The organism is Kitasatospora herbaricolor (assembly GCF_030813695.1).
GTDB lineage: Bacteria > Actinomycetota > Actinomycetes > Streptomycetales > Streptomycetaceae > Kitasatospora > Kitasatospora herbaricolor.
On sequence record NZ_JAUSVA010000002.1, the window covers coordinates 6,729,119 to 6,750,553 of the forward strand.

Here is a 21,435-nt window from a genome sequence, read left to right on the forward strand (position 1 = left end):
CGTGAGCGGACCGCGCCCTGCGGCGCGGTCCGCCCACGAGGAAGGACGGGTCCAGCGTGGCTGGAGACCAACCGACGGCGGCCGACGACCGCCGGCCTGCGGCGCCGCTCCCGGTGCCGCGGCTGACCACCGGCCTGCTGCTGTACGGCGAGTACCAGGGCGGCGGGTTCACCGAGCCCCGCTACCTCGCCCGCCGGGGAGACGGCCAGGTGGTGCAACTGACCCTGCTGCTGCACCTGGTGGCCGGATCGATCGACGGCGTCCGGGACACCGGGGCCATCGCGCAGCGGGTCAGCGTCCGCTACGGACGCGAGGTCAGCGCGGACAACGTCGACCACCTCATCGAGCGCAAGCTCCGGCCGATGGGGATCACCGCACCGCCCGGCGGCGACGGCCACCCGGTCGGCGCCCCTCGCTCGGACCTGCTGCTGGCCCTGGCCGGACGCCGTGTCCTGCTGCGCGAGCGCCAGGTCGACCGGATCGCACGGTCACTGGCCTGGCTGCACCGCCCGTGGGTGGTGGCCGCCGTCCTGACGGCCGCCCTCGCCCTGGACGTCTGGCTGTTCGCCCTCCACGGAGCGATGGGCCCCGTGCTGCAGGTGCTGGACCAACCCGTGCTCCTGCTCGCGGTGTTCGGCCTCACGGTCGCCTCGCTGCTGTTCCACGAGTTCGGACACGCGTCGGCCTGTCACTACGGGGGAGCGCGGCCGGGCCCGATCGGCTGCGGCCTGTACGTGCTGTGGCCCTCGCTCTACACCGACGTCACCGACGTGTACCGGATCGGCCGGGCCGGCCGGCTGCGCACCGACCTCGGCGGCGTCTACTTCAACGTGGTCTTCATACTGGGCCTGGCCGGGGGCTACGCCCTCACCGGCCGGCCGCTCTTCCTGGCCGCGGTGCTGGTCGCGCACGTCGAGATCGTCGAACAGCTGATGCCGGTCGTCCGCCTGGACGGGTACTTCATCCTCGGTGACCTCGCCGGCGTCCCCGACCTGTTCGGCAAGATCCGGCCGACGCTGCTGAGCATGCTGCCCGGACGCCCGGTCAGGCCCGAGGTCGCCGACCTCAAGAAGTCCGCCCGTTCGGTGGTCACCGGGTGGGTGCTGATCATGGTCCCGCTGCTCGCCGGCGAGCTCGGCTACGTCCTGTGGCACCTGCCGAGGATCCTCACCACGGCCGTGCGCTCGCTCTCCGCGCAGGCCGCCGACACCCTCGCCGCCTTCTCGGACGGGGAGTTCGCCGCCGGGGCGGTCGGCGTCATCGGGACCTTCACCCTGCTGTGCCCGCTGGTCGGCGGCGGCTACCTCGCGGCCCGGGCCGTGACCAGGCTGCTCCGCCGGATCCTCGTCCGCCCGGTCTCGCGGCGACGGGCGCACGCGGCACCGCACCGCTCCAAGCCAACCGCCCCGCACGCCCCGGCCGGACAACGGCCGGAGCCCGTGCGCACCCTCAGGAGGTCTTCGTGAAACACCGCATCGCGCGCCGGAGTTCGACCATCGGCCGGACGGCCCGACGCCTCGGCGTGCTGAGCGGCGTCTGCCTCGCCGCACTCGCCGTCGCCGCCCCCGCCGACGCCGTCCCGTTCTCCTCCCGTCCCGGCCGCGGCGTCGCGGCGTTCGCGGACCGCGCGACCACGCACGCCGGCCGCGTCCACCCGGACCAGTACGAGGACTCGTTCACCGTCCACGAACTCGGCACCGTGTTCAGCGTCGCCGCGAACAACCGGGCCACCGCCGTCTCGGCCGGCTGTTCGTCGCAGCACCCGTGCCGGTCGATCGCGCTGTCGTTCCAGATCGTCACCATGGCCGGGGACGACGTCCGGCTCAACGCCACCAACCTCGGCCGGGCGGTCAACGAGCAGTGCCCCGGCTGCCAGACCCTGGCCGGCGCCTACCAGTTCATCGTCTCCACCGCGCAGCCGTTCGCGCTCAGCCCGGCGGCCAGGACCCAACTGGCCGCCGTCCACCGCCGGCTGGACGCCCTGGACACCTCGAACGACCCGGTCGCGGTCGTCAAACAGCGCGCGGACGACCTGGCCGCCCAGGTCAAGGCGCTCCTCGACCGCGAGGCGTCCGCCGCCGCCGGCAGCGGGGCGGCGGCCCGGTCGGCGAAGTCGGGCCCGAGCGTGACCGTGCACCGCCACTACGACGGGGCGAACTGAGCGACGGCGGCCGGGAGCACCCGGGCCTGAGGGGCCGGCGGGACGCAGGTTCGCACCCTGTCGACGTGACGTAGGGGGCCGGCGGGTCTGTCGGAGACGACAGGCCCGCCGGCCCCGGATCACCGCCCGGCTTCCGCGGACGCGGCCCGCGCATGGCGGTTGGCGGGACGGGGCAGCCCGAGCAGCCCGCGCAGGGTGTCGGCCTCGTAGGCGGTCCGGAACGCCGCGCGCCGCTGGAGTTCCGGCACCAGGCCACCGGTGACGGCGGTGAGGTCGTGCGGCAGCGTGCCCGGCCGCAGCCGGAACCCGTCCAGCCCGACCGCCTGCCACTCCAGCAGCAGGTCGGCCAACTCGCCCGGGGTACCGGTGAAGACCGCCGCGTCCGAGCCGAACGTGCTGCCGTCCAGTTCGTCCAGCCGGCGCTTGCGCCCTGCGGCCCGGCCCGGTTCGTCGTCCAGGAAGACCACCAGGTCGGCGAAGGCCCTGATCCGGTCCCCGGCCGGGCGCCCGGACCGCTGCCGCGCCTGCTCGAACGCGCCGAGCCTGGTCACGGCGTCCGCGCGGGACTGCGGGGTGACGAACACGACGTCGGCCCCGGCGGCGGCCAGTTCGTAGGGAGTGCCGGCGTGCGCGAGGACGGCCACCACCGGTTGGCCCTGCGGCGGGCGCGGGGTGATCGAGGGGCCGCGGACGCTGAAGTGCGCGCCGACGAAGTCGATGTGGTGCACCTTGTCGCGGTCGAGGTAGCGCCCGGTCGAGGCGTCCCGGATCTCCGCGTCGTCCTCCCAGCTGTCCCAGAGCCGGCGGACCACCTCCACCACCTCGTGGGCCTCGCCGAACAGTTCGCGCAGCCGCGCGGCGATCAGCTCCGAGTCCCGGACGTCCTCGTCGGTCAGTTGCGGGGTGGTCCGGCGGCCGAAGTGCGCGGCGTCGGCGGCGCGGGAGGTGATCTGCGGGCGCCAGCCCGCCCGGCCCAGGCTGGCGTGGTCCAGCGAGGCGATGCCGATGGCGAGGTGGAACGGCTCGGTGTGGGTGACGTTGGTGGTCGGGACGAGTCCGATGTGCCTGGTCAGCGGGGCGAGGGCGGCCGCCAGCAGGACGGCGTCGAGCCGGCCCCGGACGTGGTCGGTCCGGTCGTCCGGCAGGTGGAAGGCGGAGGTCTGCAGGCCGAGGGCGTCCTCGAAGGTCACGAAGTCGAGCAGGCCGCGTTCGGCCTCGGTGACCAGGTCGGCCCAGTACCGGGCGGTGAGGATCCCGGCGGGCCTGGCGTCCGGCTCCCGCCAGGACGCGGGGTGCCAGCCGGTGCCGTCCAGCGCGACCGCGAGGTGGAGCTGCGTCACAAGGTCTCCTCGGAGTGGTGGTGCCGGGCCGGGCGCAGCCCGAGGTGGTCGCGGAGGGTGCCGCCGGTGTACTCGGCACGGTGGACGCCCATCTCCTGGAGCAGCGGCACCACCCGGTCGACGAGCTCGTCCAGCCCGCCGGGCACCACGTTCGGGGAGAAGACGAAGCCGTCGGCGGCGTCGCTCTGCACGAACTCGTTCATGGCGTCGGCGACCTGGCGCGGCGTGCCGACGAAGGTGGGCCGCGCGGTGACCTCGGTGATCAGCTCCCGGATGCTCAGCCCGCGTTCCTCCGCGATCCTCCGCCAGTGGCGGACGGTCTCGTCGCGGCCCCTGCTGCGGTAGAGGTTGTGCCCCTTGGTGACGACGCTGTCCGGGACGGGGTCGACCTCCGGCAGCGGTCCGTCCGGGTCGTGGCCGGACAGGTCGCGGCCCCAGGCCGCCTCCATCAGCATCAGCGCGGTCTCCGGGCCGACCTGGGCGCGGGCGACCTCCTCCGCGCGCTCGGCGGCCTCCGCGGGAGTGTCACCCAGGACGTAGCTGACCGACGGGATGATCTTCAGGTCCGCCGGGGAGCGGCCGTACTTGGCGAGCCGCGCCTTGACGTCCCGGTAGGCGGCGCGGCCGCTCGCCAGGTCGCTGTGCCTGCTGAAGACGACGTCGGCGTCCGCGGCCGCGAACTCGCGTCCCTCGGGGGAGTCCCCCGCCTGGATGATCACCGGGTGCCCCTGCGGGCCGGGCGGCGTGCTGAACCGGCCGGAGATGTCGAAGTGCCGTCCCCGGTGGGTGAAGCGGCCGGCCCCGGCCCGGATGAACTCGCCGGCGGCGGCGTCCGCCCGGAAGTCGCCGGGCCGCCAGCTGTCCCACAGCTCCCGCGCGGTGTGCAGGAACTCGGCGGCCCGGGTGTAGCGGTCGGCCTCGTCGAGGAAGCCGCCGCGCCGGAAGTTCTCGCCGGTGAACGCGTCGTAGCTGGTCACCACGTTCCAGGCGGCCCGGCCCCCGCTCAGGTGGTCCAGGGTGGCCACCCGCCGGGCGACGTCGTAGGGCTCGTTGAACGTGGAGTTGACCGTCGCGGCCAGCCCGAGGTGCGTGGTGACGGCGGAGAGCGCGCTCAGCACGGTCAGCGCCTCGGGCCGGCCCGCCACGTCGAGGTCGTGCACGCGGCCCTTGTGCTCGCGCAGCCGCAGGCCCTCGGAGAGGAAGAAGAAGTCGAACTTGCCGCGCTCGGCGGTCCGGGCCAGCCGGGCGAAGGAGTCGAAGGCGATCTGGCTGCCCGAGCTCGGGTCCGACCAGACCACGGTGTGCTGGACGCTGGGGAGTTGAGCGGCGAGATGGATCTGTTTCACGGGCACGGCAGGCGGCCTCCTGGGACGGTGGGGTCAGCGGAACATCCGGTACGGGTCGGCGGCGAACCGCTCGGAACATCGGAGCAACGGAACCTCGGTGCGTCGGAAGGGCTGAGCATCGGAAGGGCTGAGCATCGGGACGGCCGGGCGTCGGAACGGCCCAGCATCGGAAACGGCCGAGGCCGGTCGCGGTCCGGTCGCGGTCCGCCGTCGCGGGACGGTGGCCCCTGCGGGCCGGGGCTTCGCGGGCCGCCGCCCGCCACCGGCCCGCAGGGGAGCGGGAGTGATCGTGCTCACCGGTTCACCGGTCGGCGCTCATCCGCGCCGGAGCGGGAACCCGTGCTTCCGGGCGGCGACCACCACGGCCAGCACCGGGGCCATCAGAATCAGCACGCTCCACGGGAAGGACCCGGCGCCGAGCACGCCCAGCAGCACGCCGCCGATCGCCCCGCCGGCCGCCATCGCCACGTTCCACAGGGTGACCAGCATCGCCTGGGCGGCGTCCGCCTGTTCGCCGCCCGCGTCGCCCACGGCGGTCTGCAGCAGGGTGGGGACGCCGCCCCAGCCGAGGCCCCAGAGCGCCGCGGCCAGGTAGACCGGCGGGTGGCTGCCGGACAGCAGTCCCAGCCCGGCCGCCGCCACCGCGACCAGCAGGGAACTGCCGATCGTCAGGGCCCGTAGCCGGTGCTGGATCTGTCCGCCCACGATCCAGATGCTCACCATCGAGGCGACGCCGAAGACCAGCAGCACCAGGTCGGTCGAGCGGCCCATGCCGAGGTGGTCCAGGAAGGTCGCGACGTAGGCGTAGAGGATGGTGTGGGCCAGCACGAAGACCAGGGTCACGAACAGCACCGGCGTGACGCCGGGGACGGAGAGCGCCGCCAGGACGCGGGTCCTGCCCTCGGGCCGCTGCCCGGGGTGGTCCGGCACGGTCGCGGCGATCCACCCGATCACGATCAGGGCGAGTGCCGACATCACCAGGAACGCGACGCCCCAGCCGAACTCCTTGCCCAGGAAGGTGCCGGCGGGCACCCCCAGCGACAGTGCGACCGGGATGCCGGTCATCACGATCGCGATCGCCTTGCCCTGCAGCGGGACCGGTGCCAGCCGGCGGGCGTACCCGGCCAGCAGGGCCCACGCCAGCCCGGCGGCCACCCCGGCGACGAACCGGCCCGCCATGGTCAGCGTGTAGTCGTCCGACAGCGCCGTGACGGTGTTGGCGACGGCGAAGGCCGCCATCGCCGTCAGCAGCAGCCGCTTGCGGCGCCACGCGGCGGTGGCAACGGTCAGCGGGATCGCGGTGAGCGCCGTCCCGATCGCGTAGATCGTCACCGACTGCCCCATGGCCGACTCGCTGACCCCGAGATCGGCGCTCATCGCGGGCAGTACGCCTGCCGGGAGCGTCTCGGTCAGGCAGGTGATGAAGACGGCCGTGGCCAGGGCCAGCAGCGCCGGGACGGGCAGCTTCCGGTTCTCCGCCTGTTCGTCGTCATCGGGTCCGGCCTGGACGCCGTCCACTGGTAACTGGGTGCTCATGGCGGCTATGTTTGAACCTTCACATATATGTGAGGGTCAATCGGACCAGCTGTGAGGTCGGTCACATGCGCATCGGAGAACTGTCGGAACGCACCGACACGTCCCGCCGTCTGCTCCGCTACTACGAGGAGCAGCAGCTGATCGTCTCCACCCGCTCGCCCAACGGCTATCGCGAGTACGACGAGCGCTTCGTGGACCGGGTGATGCAGATCCGGGGGCTGCTCGACGCCGGGCTCCCGACCAGGATCATCAAACAGATCCTTCCCTGCCTCGACAAGCCCCGGACCATCCACTTCCCGGATGCCACGCCCGAGATGCTCGCCACCCTCACCCGCGAGCGCGACCGGATGACCGAACGCATCAACTGCCTGATCCGCAACCGGGATTCGGTTGCCGAGTATCTGGAGGCGGTCAGCGGCGGACTCGTCGTCGACGGTCGCCCGGGCGGCGGCGTGGCGGCCCCCGGGGGCGAGCTCAAGCCGGCCTGAAGCCGGCTCGGAGCGGCCTGGAGCCGGCTGGGGGCGGCCCGGACCGGGCTCCTCCTCGCTCCCCGGGGGTTCGCCCGTGGTCTTTCGGGCGGGCGGGCCGCCCGGGGGCGGGCCCCGGCGGACGGCCGCGGATGGACCGTCCCCAAATGATCACGAGAAGATAACCGGTCTGAACCTAAGTTCGGGAGTTGTTCATACAGCCGTGCCTTGAGCGAGGCCGGGGGATCGCCGTGCGGCTCCAGGCTCTTCAGCGGCGGCCGAGGGGATCGTGCTTCGTCCCCGGGCCGCCCGTCCTGCACCTCCCTCCGCCTCCCCTGGGAGCTCCTGTGCGCATGTCCCGTCCCGTTCGGGCCGTCCTCGCCACCGCCACGCTCACCGCGGCGCTGCTGCCCCTCACCGGTGTCCAGGCCTCGGCCGCCACCGGTCCGTACAAGGGCCTGCCGAACGGCACCAAGACGGCCAAGACGCTGGTGATCGGTGTCGACGGCACCCGCTACGACAAGCTGCTGACCGCCGACGCGCCGAACATCAAGGCGCTGATGGCCTCGGGGCTGACCGCCACCAGCAACCTCTACGCCAACCCGCTGGCCCCGACGCTCTCCGGGCCGGGCTGGTCGACCATCGCCACCGGCGTCTGGCCCGACAAGCACGGCGTGAAGGACAACACCTTCGCCGGCTCGCGCTTCAACCTCTACCCGGACCTCGCCACCCGGCTGGAGACGGCCGCGCCGAGCGCCTCCACCCTGGTCGTCGCCTCCTGGAACCCGATCGCCGACAACGTCTTCAACGGCACGGCGGACCTGCGGATCGACGAGAGCGAGAACGACGTCAAGACCGCCTCGGACGCCGCCGACTACCTCGCCAACGGCAACCCCGACACGACCTTCCTGCACTTCGACGAGGTCGACGAGGCCGGTCACAGCTACGGCGGCACCAGCAGCCAGTACGCCGCCGCGATCCACTCGGTGGACGCGCTGGTCGGGCAGGTCGTCCAGGCGGTGCACAACCGTCCGACCTACGCCTCCGAGGACTGGCTGATCGTGGTCACCACCGACCACGGCCACACCGACGCGGGCGGCCACGGCGGGAACAGCGCCGTGGAGCGGCAGACCTTCCAGGTCGTCAACGGGGCCGGGTACACGGCCGGTTCGACCCGCTACGACGTCAAGCCGGTGGACATCGCGCCCACCGTGCTCAAGCACGAGGGCGTCACCGTCCAGCCGGCCTGGCAGCTCGACGGCAAGCCGATCGACGAGATCGTCCCGGACGCCTTCGACGCGCTCCGCCCGAGCCTGCAGACCCGGGTGGACGAGACCGGCGTCCCCGCCGCCACCAAGGGCTTCACCCACACCCCGCCGGCGGGCTGGACCATCGACAACTCCCGGATGCCGAGCGGCGGCGTGACCGAGTGGCGCGGCTGGGCCTTCGCCACGGACGAGTTCTGGACCGCCGCCCAGCTCGGCCAGTCCCGGGAGACCAACGTCCGCGCCCGCAACGTCTTCGCGGTGGCCGACTCCGACGAGTGGGACGACAAGTCGCACGGCACCGGGCAGTTCGACTCCACGCTGATCAGCCCGAGCTTCCCGGTCAGCGGGACCCAGGCCACCGTCTCCTTCGCCAACAACTACAAGGTGGACGGCCCGCAGACCGGCGACCTGTACATCGTCTTCGGTTCCGGCACCCCGCAGCTGGTGAAGTCCTACCGCAGCGACCTCAACAGTGTCGAGAAGCTCCCGGTCACCGTCCCGGCCGGCGCCACCACCGCGCAGCTCCAGTTCCGCTACACCGGCACCAACAGCGCGTTCTGGACGGTGGACCAGGTCTCCGTCACCTCCTGACGCACCACCGGGCCGGCCCGCACCACCGGGCCGGCCCGGCTCGTGGGGTTCGGCGGGCGGGAGGCCCCGCGCCGGTCAGCTCTGCGCTACGGCCTCGGTCCGGGGCGCGCCGGCCCCCGTCGTCCGGTCGGCCGCCGCGCAGACCCGGCGCAGCAGGGCGTTCAGCTGCGCCCGCTCGCCCCTGGTGAGCGGGCGCAACAGGTCGTCCTGGGCGGCGGCGGCCTCGGCGTGCAGCAGGTCCAGGGCCTCCCGGCCGGCGGCGTTCACCATCACCACCTCGTGGCGGCGGTCGATGTGGACGGGGAAGGCCTCGACGAGCCGGCCGGCCAGCAGGCTTGCCACGACCGGCAGCGCGTCGGTGAGGGAGAGCCCGCAGCGGGCGGCCAGATCCGGCTTGGCGTGCGGCCCGTGCTCGGCGAGCGCGGCCAGCATCGTCAGGTGCGCCCGGGTCATGCCGCGCTCCGCGAGCCGTTGCGTCAGCCGCAGTTCGGCGGCCTCGCCGGCCAGCGGCAACAGGTGGATGGCCTGCTGGAGCGGGCTCGGTGATCCCTTGCGGCCGTCGTACATCTGCGCTCCATCCGCACCGGGGGCTGCCCTGAGGTCCGCCTCGCCAGGGTGCGGCCGGACCGCCGTGCCGTCCGTCCCGCCGCCGAGGTCGAGGTGCGTCGCGCGCCCGTGGGGCAGGCCGCGCAGGGGCACGGCTGGGCGCACCGTCTACCGAAGTGTAGACGAGCGGGGCGGCGGCGAGCAGGGCCGGCCGGACCTCCCTGCGCCGGCACCCGGCCGGGTGCCGGGGTGCCGGGCCGGGGCGCCGGGCCGTGGGCCTGGATCGTGGCGGGCGGCCGGGGCTACGGGCGGGCGATCTCCTGCACCTGCTCGATGTACTCGTGCAGGCCGTAGGCGGAGCCGAAGCTCAGGGTGAGCGAGAGGGCGACGACGGCGAGCAGGGCGACGGCCGTCGTGCGCAGGGCCCGTCCGCGCGGGGGTGCGGGCGGGGCGTCCAGCAGGGCGCCCACCCGGCGGGGGACGGGGCCGGTGCCGATCGCCGGCAGCAGGCTGGGACGCCGGCCGGAGGCGGCCGAGGCCAGGGCGGCCCTGGCGACGGCCGCGGCGGTGAGCCGGCGGTCGCCGACCGCGGCGGCGGCCTCCTCGTCCGCCCAGCGTTCCAGCTGGAAGGAGGTCGCGGGGGCCAGCCCGCGGACGGCCGGGTGCGCGGCCGAGGCGAGCTCGACGGTCCGGGCGAGCAGGTGGTGGCGGCCGCCGAGGTGGGCCCGCTCATGGGCGAACAGCACGTCCCGCCCGTCGACGTCCAGGGTGCGCAGCATCTCGGCGGTCACCACGATCCGGCCCGGCCGGCCGCGGTGGGCGGGCAGCGCGAAGGCGTCCGCGGGCCCGTCCGGGACGACCACGAGTCCGTCGCCGTCCGGGTGCCCGCCCACGCTTCGCCAGGTCCGTGCGAGCAACTGCCGCTGCCGGTGCCAGAGGCGCCCGGCCAGGCCCGCGACGAGCAGCAGGGCGGCCCCGCCGGCCACGGCGAGCGGGACGGCGGCGGACGGACCGGCGGGGGTGCCGCCCTCCTCCGCGAGCAGCATCAGGTGGAGCAGCCCGCCGGCGACGAGGCCCCCGAGCGCCCACACCGTGCCGGCGGCCAGTGCCACGGCCGAGCCGACCAGGGTGAGGGCGGCGGCCTTCGGCGGCAGCAGGTCGGCCAGCCGTCGCGCCGCGGGCGCGGCCGCCCAGGGCCAGACCAGGGCCAGGACCAGCAGTACGGCCACCAGGGCGCTCACTGCCGGCCCTCCTCGGCGGTGCGCAGCAGGCGGCGCAGCACGTCCTCGTCGTCGGGGGAGAGGGCGGAGACGAAACGTTCCAGCACGAGGTCCCGGTGCGGGTCCCGGTGCAGCTCGCGGTGCATCCGACTGGCGGTCAGGCCGGGTGCGTCGTGCACGGGGGAGTAGGCGAAGCCGCGTCCGCCGCGTTCGCGCTCCAGCGTCCCCTTCTCGTGCAGCCGGGTGAGGATGGTCGTCACGGTGGTCCTGGCGAGCCGCCCGCCGAGGGCGTCCCTGACCTGACCGGGTGTGAGCGGCCCCGGCGCCGCCCAGAGCACGGCGAGCACGTCGGCCACGAGTTCGCCGTGCGGCCGCCTGGGGTCGCTGACCTCGGACATCTACGCCGCTCCGTTCGTGATGGCCCGTCGTGTCCCGTGCGGTCACCCCCAGGTGGCGACTACGGCACTGTAGACGTTCGGGTCTTCTTTCATTAAGGTACGCCTAAGCTAACTGTACGGGTCTGCCCGGCGGTGGCTCGATCCTGCCCTCCCGTCGCCTGGAGCCCCGATGTCCTCCCGCCGTTCGTCCGCCGACACACCCAAGGACGCCGAGAGCCCCGAGAGCCCCCAGCAGGACGGAACACCCTCCACCGCCGGTGCGGTGCCGGGTGGGCGTGTCCCGGTCAGTCGGCGTGCGGTGATCGGTTGGGCGGGTGCGGGTGTCGCGTTGGGTGCGGCTGCGGTGGGTTCGGTGGCGGTGGCGACCGGGTCGGGTGGTGCGGTGCCGGCGGCCGCGGCGGCGAGCGGGGAGGTTCCGTTCTTCGGGGAGCATCAGTCGGGGATCGCGACGCCGGTGCAGGACCGGTTGCATTTCGCGGCGTTCGACGTGTCGGCGACGGCGACGCGTGAGTCGTTGGTGCGGGTGTTGAAGGAGTGGACGAAGGCGGCGGCGGCGATGACCGGTGGCCGTGAGGTGGGCAGCGGTGCGGCGAGTGGTCTGCCGCAGGCGCCGCCGGACGACACGGGTGAGGCGTTGGGTCTGCCGGCGTCGCGGTTGACGTTGACGGTCGGGTTCGGGCCGTCGTTGTTCGAGAAGGACGGGGTGGACCGGTTCGGTCTGCGGGCGCGGCGTCCGGAGGCGTTGATCGACCTGCCGAAGTTCCGGGGTGACGCTCTGGATCCGGCGCGCAGTGGTGGTGATCTGTGTGTGCAGGCGTGTGCGGACGATCCGCAGGTGGCGGTGCACGCGATCCGTAACCTGGCGCGGATCGGGATGGGTGTGGTGAACGTCCGGTGGTCGCAGCTGGGGTTCGGGAAGACGTCCTCGACGACGCCGGAGGCGCAGACGCCGCGGAACCTGATGGGTTTCAAGGACGGGACGCACAACATCGCGGGGTCGGACGCGGGGGCGTTGGCGGAGCACGTGTGGGTGGGGCCGGGTGAGGGTCCGGAGTGGATGACGGGTGGGTCGTACCTGGTGGCGCGGCGGATCCGGATGCACATCGAGACCTGGGACCGGACTCCGTTGAAGGAGCAGGAGGACATCTTCGGGCGGAGCAAGGGGGAGGGTGCGCCGTTCGGGAAGGTGAAGGAGAGGGACGCGCCGGATCTGAAGGCGATGCCGGAGGATTCGCACGTGCGGTTGGCGCATCCGGACAGCAACGACGGGTTGATGATCCTGCGTCGGGGGTTCTCGTTCACGGACGGGACGGACGGTCTGGGGCGGTTGGAGGCGGGTCTGTTCTTCCTGGCGTACCAGCGTGACACCCGGAAGGCGTTCGTGCCGTTGCAGCAGCGGTTGGCGGGCGGTGACGCGTTGAACGAGTACATCCAGCACGTCGGTTCGGCGCACTTCGCCTGTCCGGCGGGCGTCCGCAAGCCCGGTGAGTGGTGGGGTCAGGCCCTGTTCGGCTGAGACCTCCGCGATCCGTACGTAACCCTTCAACCCCTCGGGAGCCCGCGTGTTCGGCAACTACCTGATCGGCCTGCGCGAAGGCCTCGAAGCCAGCCTGGTCGTCTGCATCCTGATCGCCTATCTGGTGAAGACCGGCCGCCGGGAGAAGCTCGCGCCGGTGTGGACCGGCATCGGCGCCGCCGTGGGGCTGAGCATGGCCTTCGGCGCCGTCCTGCAGTTCGGCTCGACCCAGCTGACCTTCGAGGCCCAGGAGGCGCTCGGCGGGAGCCTGTCGGTGATCGCCGTGGGGCTGGTCACCTGGATGGTGTTCTGGATGCGGCGTACCGCCCGGCACCTGAAGGCCGAGTTGCACGGCAAGTTGGACGCGGCGATCGCGATGGGCACCTTCGCGCTGGTCAGCACCGCGTTCCTGGCGGTGGGCCGGGAGGGGCTGGAGACGGCGCTGTTCATCTGGTCGGCGGTCCAGGCCACGAACGACGGGTGGAACCCGCTGGTCGGCGCGGCGCTGGGCCTGCTGACCTCGGTGGTGCTCGGCTGGCTGTTCTACCGGGGCGCGCTGCGGATCAACCTGGCGAAGTTCTTCACCTGGACGGGCGCCATGCTGGTGGTCGTGGCGGCCGGTGTGCTCGCCTACGGGGTGCACGACCTCCAGGAGGCCGGCTGGATCCCGGGCCTGCACAACCAGGCCTTCGACATCAGCGCCACCGTCCCCAAGGACAGCTGGTACGGGACCCTGCTCAAGGGCGTGTTCAACTTCCAGCCCGACCCCACGGTCCTGCAGCTCGCCGTCTGGGCGGCCTACCTGGTCCCGACCCTGGCGATCTTCCTCGGCCTCTTCGGCAGCCGACCGGCCGCACCGCCCGCACCCGCGGCCCCGGCCGCGCCGCGTCCCGACTCCGCCGGCTCGGCCGCCTGACCCGCCCCGCCGGGTGGCGGCGCCCCGCCCAGCAGTTCCTCCCCCGCACCGTCCCGCCCGGCACCCGCCGGACGGGACGGTGTCGTGTTTCCCGCCACCGCGCTGCCCGGGTGCCGGCCCGAGGGCCGGGCTTCAGCGGGTGCGGGCGGGCGGCGTCTGCTCGACCAGGACGGCCGTGGCGCGTTCCAGCAGGGCGCAGAGCGCTGCGTGCTCGTCCGGCGCGAACGCGGCGGTGAGGGCGCGCTCAAGGACGTTCACCTCCTGGTAGGCGAGGTCGAGCACCGCCCGGCCGTCCTCGGTGGGCGTGGCGATCTGCACCTTGGCGTGCACGGGGGACGGGTCGCGGCGGATGAGCGCCTTGCCCTCCATGGTGCTGAGGACGCTGGCCATGCTCTGCTGGGTCACCCCGCAGGCCCGGGCGACCTGGGCGGCGGACATGCCGCCCTCCCGGGAGAGGGTGAGCAGCACGGTGTACTGGGTCATGGTCAGCCCGTGGCCGCGCAGGACGGCCTCGTGGTGAGCCATCAGCGCCTGCTCCGCGCGCCTGATCCGGGTGCAGAGGTACTCCTCGACCGGGATGTCCGTCACGTCCTCACTCCAATACACAGCTTCATGTGTTGACTCAGGTACCTGTGATGTCTAACGTCTCCTGCTGACACAGGGTACTGAGTCAGCACAGGAGGCTGCATTCATGCGCGCGATCATTCTCGACGTCGACGACACCTACCGCGTCACCGAACTCGACGAGCCCGCACCCGGGCCCGGGGAGGTCGCGATCCGGGTGGCCTACGCCGGCATCCAGTGGGGCGACACGATGGTCGAGGACGGAAGCTTCCCCGTGCCGCGCCCCTTCGTCCCGGGCTTCGAGGCCTCCGGGCACATCGTCGCGGTCGGCGAGGGGGTGGACGAGAGCCGGATCGGCGAGCCCGTGGCCGCCCTCGCCTTCGGCGGTGCCTTCGCCGAGGTGGTCGTGGTGCCCGCCGTCCTCGCCCTGACCGCCGCCGGCGTCCCGCTGCCCGCGGCGGCGGGCTTCGGCTGGGGCACGCCGACCGCCTACGACCTGGTCAACACCGCGGCCCGGGTCGGCGAGGGCGAGAGCGTGCTGATCCACGGCGCCGCCGGCGCCGTCGGCACGCTCGCGGCCCAGTTCGTCGGCCTGGCCCGGGCCGGCCGGGTCGTCGGGGTGGCCGGCAGCCCGGACCGGGCCGAGTACGCGGCCGCCTTCGGCTTCGACCGGGTCCTGCTGCGCGGGGAGTTCCCGGCCGGGCTCGGCGCCGAGCGGTTCGACGTGGTGCTGGACCCGGTCGGCGGCCGGACCCGGCAGGAGAGCCTGCGGGCGCTCGCACCGCACGGACGGCTGGTGGCCTACGGCAGCATCGAGAGCGGCGAACCCGTCCTCGCCGACGCCGACGAGCTGCTCGACAGCGGCAGGTCGCTGATCACCTGGAACAGCAACCTGCTGAGCCGGACCCGTCCCGAGCGGCTGGCCGGCTCCGCCCGCCGCGCGCTCGACCTGCTCGCCCGGGGCCTGATCCGGGTCGACGTCACCGCCGAGTACGACCCGGCGGACCTCGGCCTCGCGGTCGGGCGGCTGCGTGAGGGCGCCACCCAGGGCAAGAGCGTCCTGCGGGTCGCCGGCCGCCTCGGCTCCCGGTCGTAGCCGGGCGGCGCGGGGAAGCGGAAAACCGGGGCAGAACGGGGGGAGCGGGGGCGGGGGAGGAGGGGGACGGACGGCCATACCGCCGCTGGGAGCCACACCCGAGGCGGCCCGTCCGCGGTGGAGGGAACCGTACGGCCAGCCCCGCTTGAGGAACAGACCTGGTCGTACGGGTCCCCCACCACATGCGCGGATCCACTGCGGATTCCCGACCTCGTGGGGGCGCGACTCGATTCAAGAAGCCGAGCGACCGTGCGGCCGAGTGGTGGCGCGTACCAGCCGGGCGCCGGGCGGCTGGATGATCGGACAGCGGGGAGCACCGTCGGGGGCCCCGCTCCTGGATCCTCGTCCCGCACGGGCGAGGGGTCAGAACCCCGCCGGGGTCACCGGCCGCAGCCGCACGAGGCCCGGACCGCCAGTTCCACCGGGAACCGCCGCAACTGCGGGACGTCGCCGTCCGGCTCCGCGTCCTTGCGGTCGAGGACGAGTTCGACGGCCGCCCTGGCCATCCCCCGCTGGTCCGAGGCCACGGTGGTGAGCGGCGGATAGCTGATCGCGGTCTCCGGGATGCCGTCGAAACCGATGACGGCCAGCTCCTCCGGGACGCGCAGGCCCAGCTCCGTCGCGGCGCGCAGCAGCCCGATCGCCTGGTCGTCGGTGACGCAGAAGACCGCCGTCGGGCGGTCCGGACCGGACAGCAGTCCGCGGGCGACCGCGTGGGCGCGGACGCGGTCGAAGGGGGCGTGCGTCAGCTGCCCGTGGGTGTCGAGGCCGGCCCGCGCCATGGCCTCGGCCCAGCCCGCGACCCGGCCGGCGACCGGGTCGTGCGGGCCCAGGTGGTGGGCCGCGCCGAAGCAGTGCACCCGGCGGTGCCCGTGGGCCAGCAGGTGGTCGACGGCGAGCGCGGCGCCGCCGCGGTCGTCGGTGACGACGGCCGCACCGTGGCCGGGGGCGACCTGGTGGTGCAGCATCACCATCGGTGTCCGGCCGTCCGCCTCGAAGCTGGACAGGGCGGGGGTGGAGGCGTTCTGGCTGACCAGGATCAGCCCGTCCACCTGCATGCCGAGGAAGGCCCGGACGTAGTGGTGCTCGCGGCTGTCGGCGTAGTCGGAGTTCCCGATGAGCAGCAGCCTGCCCCGCTCGGTCACCACCTGTTCGACGGCGTGGGCGAGGGCCCCGAAGAACGGCTGGCGGGTGTCGGGGACGACCATGCCGATGAGGTCGGTGCGCTTGCGGGCCATCGCCTGGGCGACGCGGTCCGGCCGGTAGCCCAGTTCGGCGATCGCGGCGAGGACCTTCTCGCGCGTCGCCCGCGCCACCGGGCGCGGCCCGTCGTTGACGACGTAGCTGACGACCGCGGTGGAGGCCCCGGCGAGCCTGGCCACGTCGTCGCGCGTCACTTTGGGCATCCCCGGAGCCTACACGCGGTCCGCCGCCGGACCGGTGGGGTGAGCCGGCCCGCTGCCGCCCCCGCTGCCGCCGCCCGGCCGGGTGGGCGCCCGGGAGATCGACGGCGGTTCCTCACAGCCGCGCCCGGGGGCGGTGAAGGCCGCGTAACGGCGGTGACGCGATCTTCGCCGTCCCGCGCAACACGTGCTGCCTACGTTGGGTCTCCGGCGGGGCGTCCGGTGGCAGCACCGGTGGACGCGCGACGGACGGGGCCCCTGGCCCTGCGAGGGCAGAGGGGGAACCCGTGACGGGGACGGACGGCGGTCAGGCGCGGACGGTCTGCTCGTACTGCGGTGTCGGCTGCGGGATCGTGCTCGACCTGAAGCGCGACGCGGACGGCCGCCGGAGCGTCGCCAAGGTCTCGGGTGACAGGGCCCACCCGGCGAACGGCGGCCGGCTCTGCACGAAGGGCGCCACCAGTGCGGACATGCTGGCCGCGCCGGGCCGGCTGGGGACGGCGCTGGTACGCGCCGCGCGGGACGAACCGGCGGTGCCCACCGACGTGGACGCGGCCGTGAGCGCGGTCGCGCGGCGGTTGCGGGGGATCCTGGAGGAGCACGGGCCGGACGCGTTGTCGTTCTACGTCTCGGGGCAGATGTCGATCGAGGCGCAGTACCTGGCGAACAAGTTGGCCAAGGGTTTCGTGCGGACGAATCAGATCGAGTCGAACTCGCGGCTGTGCATGGCGTCGGCGGGTACGGGTTACAAGTTGTCGTTGGGGGCGGACGGGCCGCCGGGGTCGTACGGGGATTTCGAGGGCGCGGACGCGTTCCTGGTGATCGGTGCGAACATGGCGGACTGCCATCCGATCCTGTTCCTGCGGATGATGGAGCGGGTGCGGTCGGCGGGGGCGAAGCTGATCGTGGTGGATCCGCGGCGCAACGCCACCGCGGAGAAGGCGGATCTGTTCCTGCAGATCAGGCCGGGTACGGATCTGGCGTTGCTGAACGGTCTGCTGCACCTGCTGGTGGAGGGCGGGCACACCGATCCGGGGTTCGTCGCGGAGTTCACCGAGGGCTGGGAGGCGATGCCGGCGTTCCTGGCGGACTACCCGCCGGCGCGGGTGGCGGAGATCACCGGTCTGGCGGAGGCGGACATCCGGCTGGCGGCGCGCTGGATCGGCGAGGCCGGTGAGTGGACGAGTTGCTGGACGATGGGCCTCAACCAGTCCACCCACGGCACCTGGAACACCAACGCGCTGGTCAATCTGCACCTGGCCACCGGGGCGATCTGCCGTCCCGGGTCCGGGCCGCTCTCCCTGACCGGGCAGCCCAACGCCATGGGCGGCCGGGAGATGGGCTACATGGGTCCGGGTCTGCCCGGCCAGCGCTCCGTGCTGGTCGACGCGGACCGCGCCTTCGTCGAGGACCTCTGGGGGTTGGAGAGCGGCGCCCTGCGCACGGACGTCGGGCGCGGCACGGTGGAGATGTTCGAGCGGATGGCCGCCGGGGACATCAAGGCCTGCTGGATCATCTGCACCAACCCGGTCGCCTCGGTCGCCAACCGCCGTACCGTCATCGCGGGTCTGGAGGCCGCCGAACTGGTCGTCACCCAGGACGTGTTCGCCGACACCGAGACCAACGCCTACGCCGACGTGGTCCTGCCGGGGACGCTGTGGGCGGAGTCCGAGGGCGTGATGGTCAACTCGGAGCGGAACCTCACCCTGGTGCCCGGCGTGATCGATCCGCCCGGTCAGGCCACCCCGGACTGGCAGCTGATCGCCCGGGTCGCCTGCGAGATGGGCTTCGCCGAGGCCTTCAGTCACGGCTCCGCCGAGGAGGTCTTCGACGAGCTGCGCCGGGCCTGGAACCCCAGCACGGGCTGGGACCTGCGCGGGGTGACGTACGAGCGGCTGCGCGAGGTGCCGGTGCAGTGGCCGGCGGCGCCCGGCGGCCCGGACCGCAACCCGATCCGCTACCTCAACGACGGTGTCAGCCAGGCCCTCGTCGAGCGCCCGGACGGCAGCCGGCCGCGGCTGGTGTTCCCCACGCCCAGCGGCCGGGCCCGGTTCTTCGCCCGCCCGCACCTGCCCGCCGCCGAACTCCCCGACGACGACCACCCCTTCGTCCTCAACACCGGCCGTCTGCAGCACCAGTGGCACACCCTCACCAGGACCGGCAAGGTCGCCAGGCTCAACAAGCTCAACCCCGGCCCCTTCGTCGAACTGCACCCCGAGGACGCCCGGCGGCTCGGCATCGCCGAGGGGGACCACGTCGAGGTCGCCTCCCGGCGCGGGCGCGCCGTGCTGCCCGCCGTGGTCACCGACCGGGTCCGCCCCGGCGACTGCTTCGCGCCCTTCCACTGGAACGACCTCTTCGGCGAGTACCTCGCCGTCAACGCCGTCACCAATGACGCCGTCGACCCGCTCTCCTTCCAACCCGAGTTCAAGGCCTGCGCGGTGAAACTCACCCGTACCACCGCCCCGGTGCCCGTGCTCCGACCCGCCGCCGACCCGGCCACGCCCACCGTCGTGCCCCGGGCCGCCGCCGCAGCGCCCGTCCACCAGGAGGGAACCGCCATGACCCCCGCACCGGCCCAGCCCGGTCCGGCCGTGGCCGCACCGCCCGCGCCGGCCGCACTGCCCGCGCTGGCCGCGCTGCTCGGCCTGGCCGACCTCACCCCGCCCCCGCTCGCCGAGCACGAGCGCCGCTACCTATCCGGCTACCTCGCCGGCGTCACGCTGGCCCCGCCCGCCGAGGGCGTCCCGGCCCTGCCGCCCGCCGCCCCGTTCGACCGGGGGACGGCCCTGTGGGTGGACGGCGTCCTGGCCGGCATGTTCTCCCGCACCACCGCGCCCGCCACCGCGCCGGTGATCAGCGGCGGACTCCTCCCGGCCGCTCCCGCCGCCCCGGCCGTGCCGGCCCGCCGCCTGCTGGTGCTCTGGGCCTCGCAGACCGGCAACGCCGAGGAGTACGCGGCGACCCTCAACTCCCGTCTCGCGGAGGCCGGTCGGGCACCCGTGCTGCTCGCCATGGCGGACGCGGGCCTGGCCGACCTCACCGGCGACACCGACCTGCTCCTCGTCACCAGCACCTTCGGCGACGGTGAGGCCCCCGACAACGGTGCGGACTTCTGGCAGGCGCTCAGCACGGCCGAGGCGGGACGGCTGGAGGGTGTGCGGTACTCCGTGCTGGCGTTCGGCGACTCCAGCTACGACGACTTCTGCGGTCACGGGCGGCGGCTGGACGACCGGTTGGCGGAGTTGGGGGCGACCCGGTTGCACCCCCGCACCGACTGCGAGCCGGACTTCGAGGAGGGCGCCGACGCCTGGCTCGGGGCCGTCCTCGGCAGCCTGGCCGCCCCCGCCGCCGACGCCCAGGAGAGCACCCCTGCCAGGGAGTTGATCGTGCTCTGGGCGTCCCAGACCGGCAACGCCGAGGAGTTCGCCGCCACCGTCGGATCCCGGCTGGCCGAGGCGGGCCGCACCCCCTCCGTCCGCAGCATGGCGGACTGCCCGGTCGCGAGCCTGCCCGCCGAGGCCGATCTGCTGGTCATCTCCAGTACGTTCGGGGACGGTGAGGCGCCCGACAACGGTGCGGACTTCTGGCAGGGCCTGAGTGCGGCCGAGGCGGGGCGGCTGGAGGGTGTGCGGTACTCCGTGCTGGCGTTCGGCGACTCCAGCTACGACGACTTCTGCGGTCACGGGCGGCGGCTGGACGACCGGTTGGCGGAGTTGGGGGCGACCCGGTTGCACCCCCGCACCGACTGCGAGCCGGACTTCGAGGAGGGCGCCGACGCCTGGCTCAGGGTCGTCCTCGGCAGCCTGGCCGCCCCCGCCGCGGCCGGCCGGAAGGGCGCCCCCGCGGCGCCGGCGACCCCCGCCGGCGGCCCGGCCCCGGCACCCGGCCGCCCGACCAAGAACGACCCCTACCCGGCCACGCTCTGCGGCAACCAGCTGCTCAGCCGGCCGGGCGCCGGCAAGGAAGTCCGCCGCTTCACCTTCGACATCGGCGACGGCGTCGAGTACGAGGCCGGCGACGCCCTCGGCGTCCGCGCCACCAACTGCCCTCAGCTGGTGACCGAATGGCTGGCCGTCACCGGTACCGACCCGGCCGCCGAGGTCGTCCTGGCCGGCACCAGGACCACCACCTTCGCCAAGGCGCTCACCGAGCACCTCGACATCACCCGGGTCACCCCCGACCTGCTGCGGCTGGCCGTCGAGCACACCGGCGACCGCGAGCTGAAGCAGATGCTCCGGCCGGACAACAAGGACGGCCTGGCGCGCTGGAACTGGGGCCGCCAGGCGGTGGACGTCCTGGCCGAGTACCCCGTCCGGCTCGGCGCCCAGGAGTGGACCGACACCCTCAAGCGCCTTCAGCCGCGGCTGTACTCCATCTCCTCCAGCCCGCTCGCCACCCCCGGCAAGGTCAGTCTCACCGTCTCGGTACTGCGCTACGAGGGCCCGCGCGGCGACCGGCGCAAGGGCGTCGCCTCGGCCTTCCTCGCCGACGCCGGACCCGGCACCCGGGTCCCGCTGTTCGTGCAGCGCTCGGCGCACTTCCGGCCGCCCGCCGACCCCATGACCCCCGCCGTCATGATCGGCCCCGGCACGGGTGTCGCCCCCTTCATGGGCTTCCTCGACCAGCGCCGGGCCCTCGGCCACCAGGCCGGCAACTGGCTCTTCTTCGGCGAGCAGCGCCGGGCCACCGACTTCTACTACCAGGACGAGCTGGCGGAGCTGCACCGCCACGGCACCCTCTCCCGGCTCGACCTCGCCTTCTCCCGCGATCAGCGCAACAAGGTCTACGTCCAGGACAGGATGCGCGAACACGGCGCCCAGCTGTGGTCCTGGCTCCAGGACGGCGCCCACTTCTACGTCTGCGGCGACGCCAGCCGGATGGCCAAGGACGTCGACCAGGCCCTGCGGGACATCGTGGTCACCCACGGCGGGCTCGACGAGGACGACGCCGCCGCCTACGTGAAGCAGATGTCCACCGACAAGCGCTACGCCCGCGACGTCTACTGACGACGCCCGGCGGGCGCCCCTCGGCCGCCGTGGGAGGGGAGTTGGCGGCCGGGGACCG

16 protein-coding genes are annotated in these 21,435 nt (G+C 73.7%); 8 read left to right on the top strand and 8 right to left on the bottom strand.

What is annotated here, in order from left to right:
- The first annotated feature begins 56 nt into the window (after positions 1-56).
- Together J2S46_RS29600 and J2S46_RS29605 are read left to right on the top strand one after the other, a co-directional pair.
- Positions 57-1,466: a hypothetical protein gene (locus tag J2S46_RS29600; RefSeq protein WP_191293092.1), complete on the top strand. Its 1,410-nt coding sequence runs from the start codon at positions 57-59 to the stop codon at positions 1,464-1,466.
- Entirely contained in the window at positions 1,463-2,161 is a 699-nt protein-coding gene (locus J2S46_RS29605) for a hypothetical protein (protein ID WP_229913198.1), read from the top strand. Before J2S46_RS29600 ends, J2S46_RS29605 begins: the two co-directional genes overlap by 4 nt.
- Before the next feature lie 119 nt (positions 2,162-2,280).
- Here the strand turns inward: J2S46_RS29605 and J2S46_RS29610 are convergent, their stop codons facing one another.
- The 3 genes from J2S46_RS29610 to J2S46_RS29620 all read right to left on the bottom strand — a co-directional run bounded on the left by J2S46_RS29610 (position 2,281) and on the right by J2S46_RS29620 (position 6,383).
- Positions 2,281-3,501: an LLM class flavin-dependent oxidoreductase gene (locus J2S46_RS29610; protein WP_191293091.1), complete on the bottom strand. Its 1,221-nt coding sequence runs from the start codon at positions 3,499-3,501 to the stop codon at positions 2,281-2,283.
- The gene (locus J2S46_RS29615; protein ID WP_229913204.1) at positions 3,498-4,847 is read right to left on the bottom strand and encodes an NtaA/DmoA family FMN-dependent monooxygenase; all 1,350 of its coding nucleotides are present in this window, start codon (positions 4,845-4,847) and stop codon (positions 3,498-3,500) included. Before J2S46_RS29615 ends, J2S46_RS29610 begins: the two co-directional genes overlap by 4 nt.
- A gap of 315 nt (positions 4,848-5,162) precedes the next feature.
- Positions 5,163-6,383, bottom strand: a complete 1,221-nt coding sequence (locus tag J2S46_RS29620; RefSeq protein ID WP_191293089.1) for an MFS transporter — start codon at positions 6,381-6,383, stop codon at positions 5,163-5,165.
- Positions 6,384-6,448: 65 nt separating this feature from the next.
- Here J2S46_RS29620 and J2S46_RS29625 point away from each other — a divergent pair, with 65 nt between their 5' ends.
- Both J2S46_RS29625 and J2S46_RS29630 read left to right on the top strand, forming a co-directional pair.
- Complete coding sequence (locus tag J2S46_RS29625) at positions 6,449-6,871, top strand: MerR family transcriptional regulator (protein WP_191293088.1); 423 nt, start codon at positions 6,449-6,451, stop codon at positions 6,869-6,871.
- Between the two features lie 332 nt (positions 6,872-7,203).
- On the top strand, positions 7,204-8,709 hold the full coding sequence (locus J2S46_RS29630) for an alkaline phosphatase family protein (RefSeq protein ID WP_191293087.1): 1,506 nt from the start codon (positions 7,204-7,206) through the stop codon (positions 8,707-8,709).
- 75 nt (positions 8,710-8,784) lie between these two features.
- Here the strand turns inward: J2S46_RS29630 and J2S46_RS29635 are convergent, their stop codons facing one another.
- The 3 genes from J2S46_RS29635 to J2S46_RS29645 all read right to left on the bottom strand — a co-directional run bounded on the left by J2S46_RS29635 (position 8,785) and on the right by J2S46_RS29645 (position 10,873).
- Complete coding sequence (locus tag J2S46_RS29635) at positions 8,785-9,276, bottom strand: MarR family winged helix-turn-helix transcriptional regulator (protein WP_307351673.1); 492 nt, start codon at positions 9,274-9,276, stop codon at positions 8,785-8,787.
- A 281-nt stretch (positions 9,277-9,557) separates the two neighbouring features.
- Positions 9,558-10,496 carry a M48 family metalloprotease gene (locus J2S46_RS29640; protein ID WP_229913197.1) on the bottom strand — a complete coding sequence of 313 codons (939 nt, stop codon included), beginning with the start codon at positions 10,494-10,496 and terminating at the stop codon, positions 9,558-9,560.
- Complete coding sequence (locus J2S46_RS29645; RefSeq protein ID WP_191293085.1) at positions 10,493-10,873, bottom strand: BlaI/MecI/CopY family transcriptional regulator; 381 nt, start codon at positions 10,871-10,873, stop codon at positions 10,493-10,495. Before J2S46_RS29645 ends, J2S46_RS29640 begins: the two co-directional genes overlap by 4 nt.
- A 169-nt stretch (positions 10,874-11,042) precedes the next feature.
- Between J2S46_RS29645 and efeB the strand changes: the two genes are divergently transcribed.
- Positions 11,043-12,389 (top strand): iron uptake transporter deferrochelatase/peroxidase subunit, encoded by a 1,347-nt coding sequence (efeB, locus tag J2S46_RS29650; protein ID WP_307351676.1) that lies wholly within the window; start codon positions 11,043-11,045, stop codon positions 12,387-12,389.
- Between the two features lie 46 nt (positions 12,390-12,435).
- Positions 12,436-13,305 carry an iron uptake transporter permease EfeU gene (efeU, locus tag J2S46_RS29655; protein ID WP_307351679.1) on the top strand — a complete coding sequence of 290 codons (870 nt, stop codon included), beginning with the start codon at positions 12,436-12,438 and terminating at the stop codon, positions 13,303-13,305.
- Between the two features lie 132 nt (positions 13,306-13,437).
- Here efeU and J2S46_RS29660 read toward each other — a convergent pair whose 3' ends face one another.
- Entirely contained in the window at positions 13,438-13,893 is a 456-nt protein-coding gene (locus tag J2S46_RS29660) for a MarR family winged helix-turn-helix transcriptional regulator (RefSeq protein WP_229913461.1), read from the bottom strand.
- 103 nt (positions 13,894-13,996) lie between these two features.
- Between J2S46_RS29660 and J2S46_RS29665 the strand changes: the two genes are divergently transcribed.
- Entirely contained in the window at positions 13,997-14,965 is a 969-nt protein-coding gene (locus J2S46_RS29665) for a quinone oxidoreductase family protein (RefSeq protein ID WP_191294858.1), read from the top strand.
- Positions 14,966-15,345: 380 nt separating this feature from the next.
- Here J2S46_RS29665 and J2S46_RS29670 read toward each other — a convergent pair whose 3' ends face one another.
- Positions 15,346-16,371, bottom strand: coding sequence for a LacI family DNA-binding transcriptional regulator (locus tag J2S46_RS29670; protein WP_191294857.1), 1,026 nt, complete (start codon positions 16,369-16,371; stop codon positions 15,346-15,348).
- A gap of 284 nt (positions 16,372-16,655) precedes the next feature.
- Here J2S46_RS29670 and J2S46_RS29675 point away from each other — a divergent pair, with 284 nt between their 5' ends.
- Positions 16,656-21,377: a flavodoxin domain-containing protein gene (locus J2S46_RS29675; RefSeq protein WP_307351683.1), complete on the top strand. Its 4,722-nt coding sequence runs from the start codon at positions 16,656-16,658 to the stop codon at positions 21,375-21,377.
- Positions 21,378-21,435 lie beyond the last annotated feature (58 nt).

What these genes read in the sequence shown, in the direction of transcription:
- J2S46_RS29620 (WP_191293089.1), bottom strand. Translation starts at nt 6,383, where the DNA reads ATGAGCACCCAGTTACCAGTGGACGGCGTCCAGGCCGGACCCGATGAC.
- J2S46_RS29625 (WP_191293088.1), top strand. Translation starts at nt 6,449, where the DNA reads ATGCGCATCGGAGAACTGTCGGAACGCACCGACACGTCCCGCCGTCTG.
- J2S46_RS29630 (WP_191293087.1), top strand. Translation starts at nt 7,204, where the DNA reads ATGTCCCGTCCCGTTCGGGCCGTCCTCGCCACCGCCACGCTCACCGCG.
- J2S46_RS29635 (WP_307351673.1), bottom strand. Translation starts at nt 9,276, where the DNA reads ATGTACGACGGCCGCAAGGGATCACCGAGCCCGCTCCAGCAGGCCATC.
- J2S46_RS29645 (WP_191293085.1), bottom strand. Translation starts at nt 10,873, where the DNA reads ATGTCCGAGGTCAGCGACCCCAGGCGGCCGCACGGCGAACTCGTGGCC.
- efeB (WP_307351676.1), top strand. Translation starts at nt 11,043, where the DNA reads ATGTCCTCCCGCCGTTCGTCCGCCGACACACCCAAGGACGCCGAGAGC.
- J2S46_RS29665 (WP_191294858.1), top strand. Translation starts at nt 13,997, where the DNA reads ATGCGCGCGATCATTCTCGACGTCGACGACACCTACCGCGTCACCGAA.
- J2S46_RS29670 (WP_191294857.1), bottom strand. Translation starts at nt 16,371, where the DNA reads ATGCCCAAAGTGACGCGCGACGACGTGGCCAGGCTCGCCGGGGCCTCC.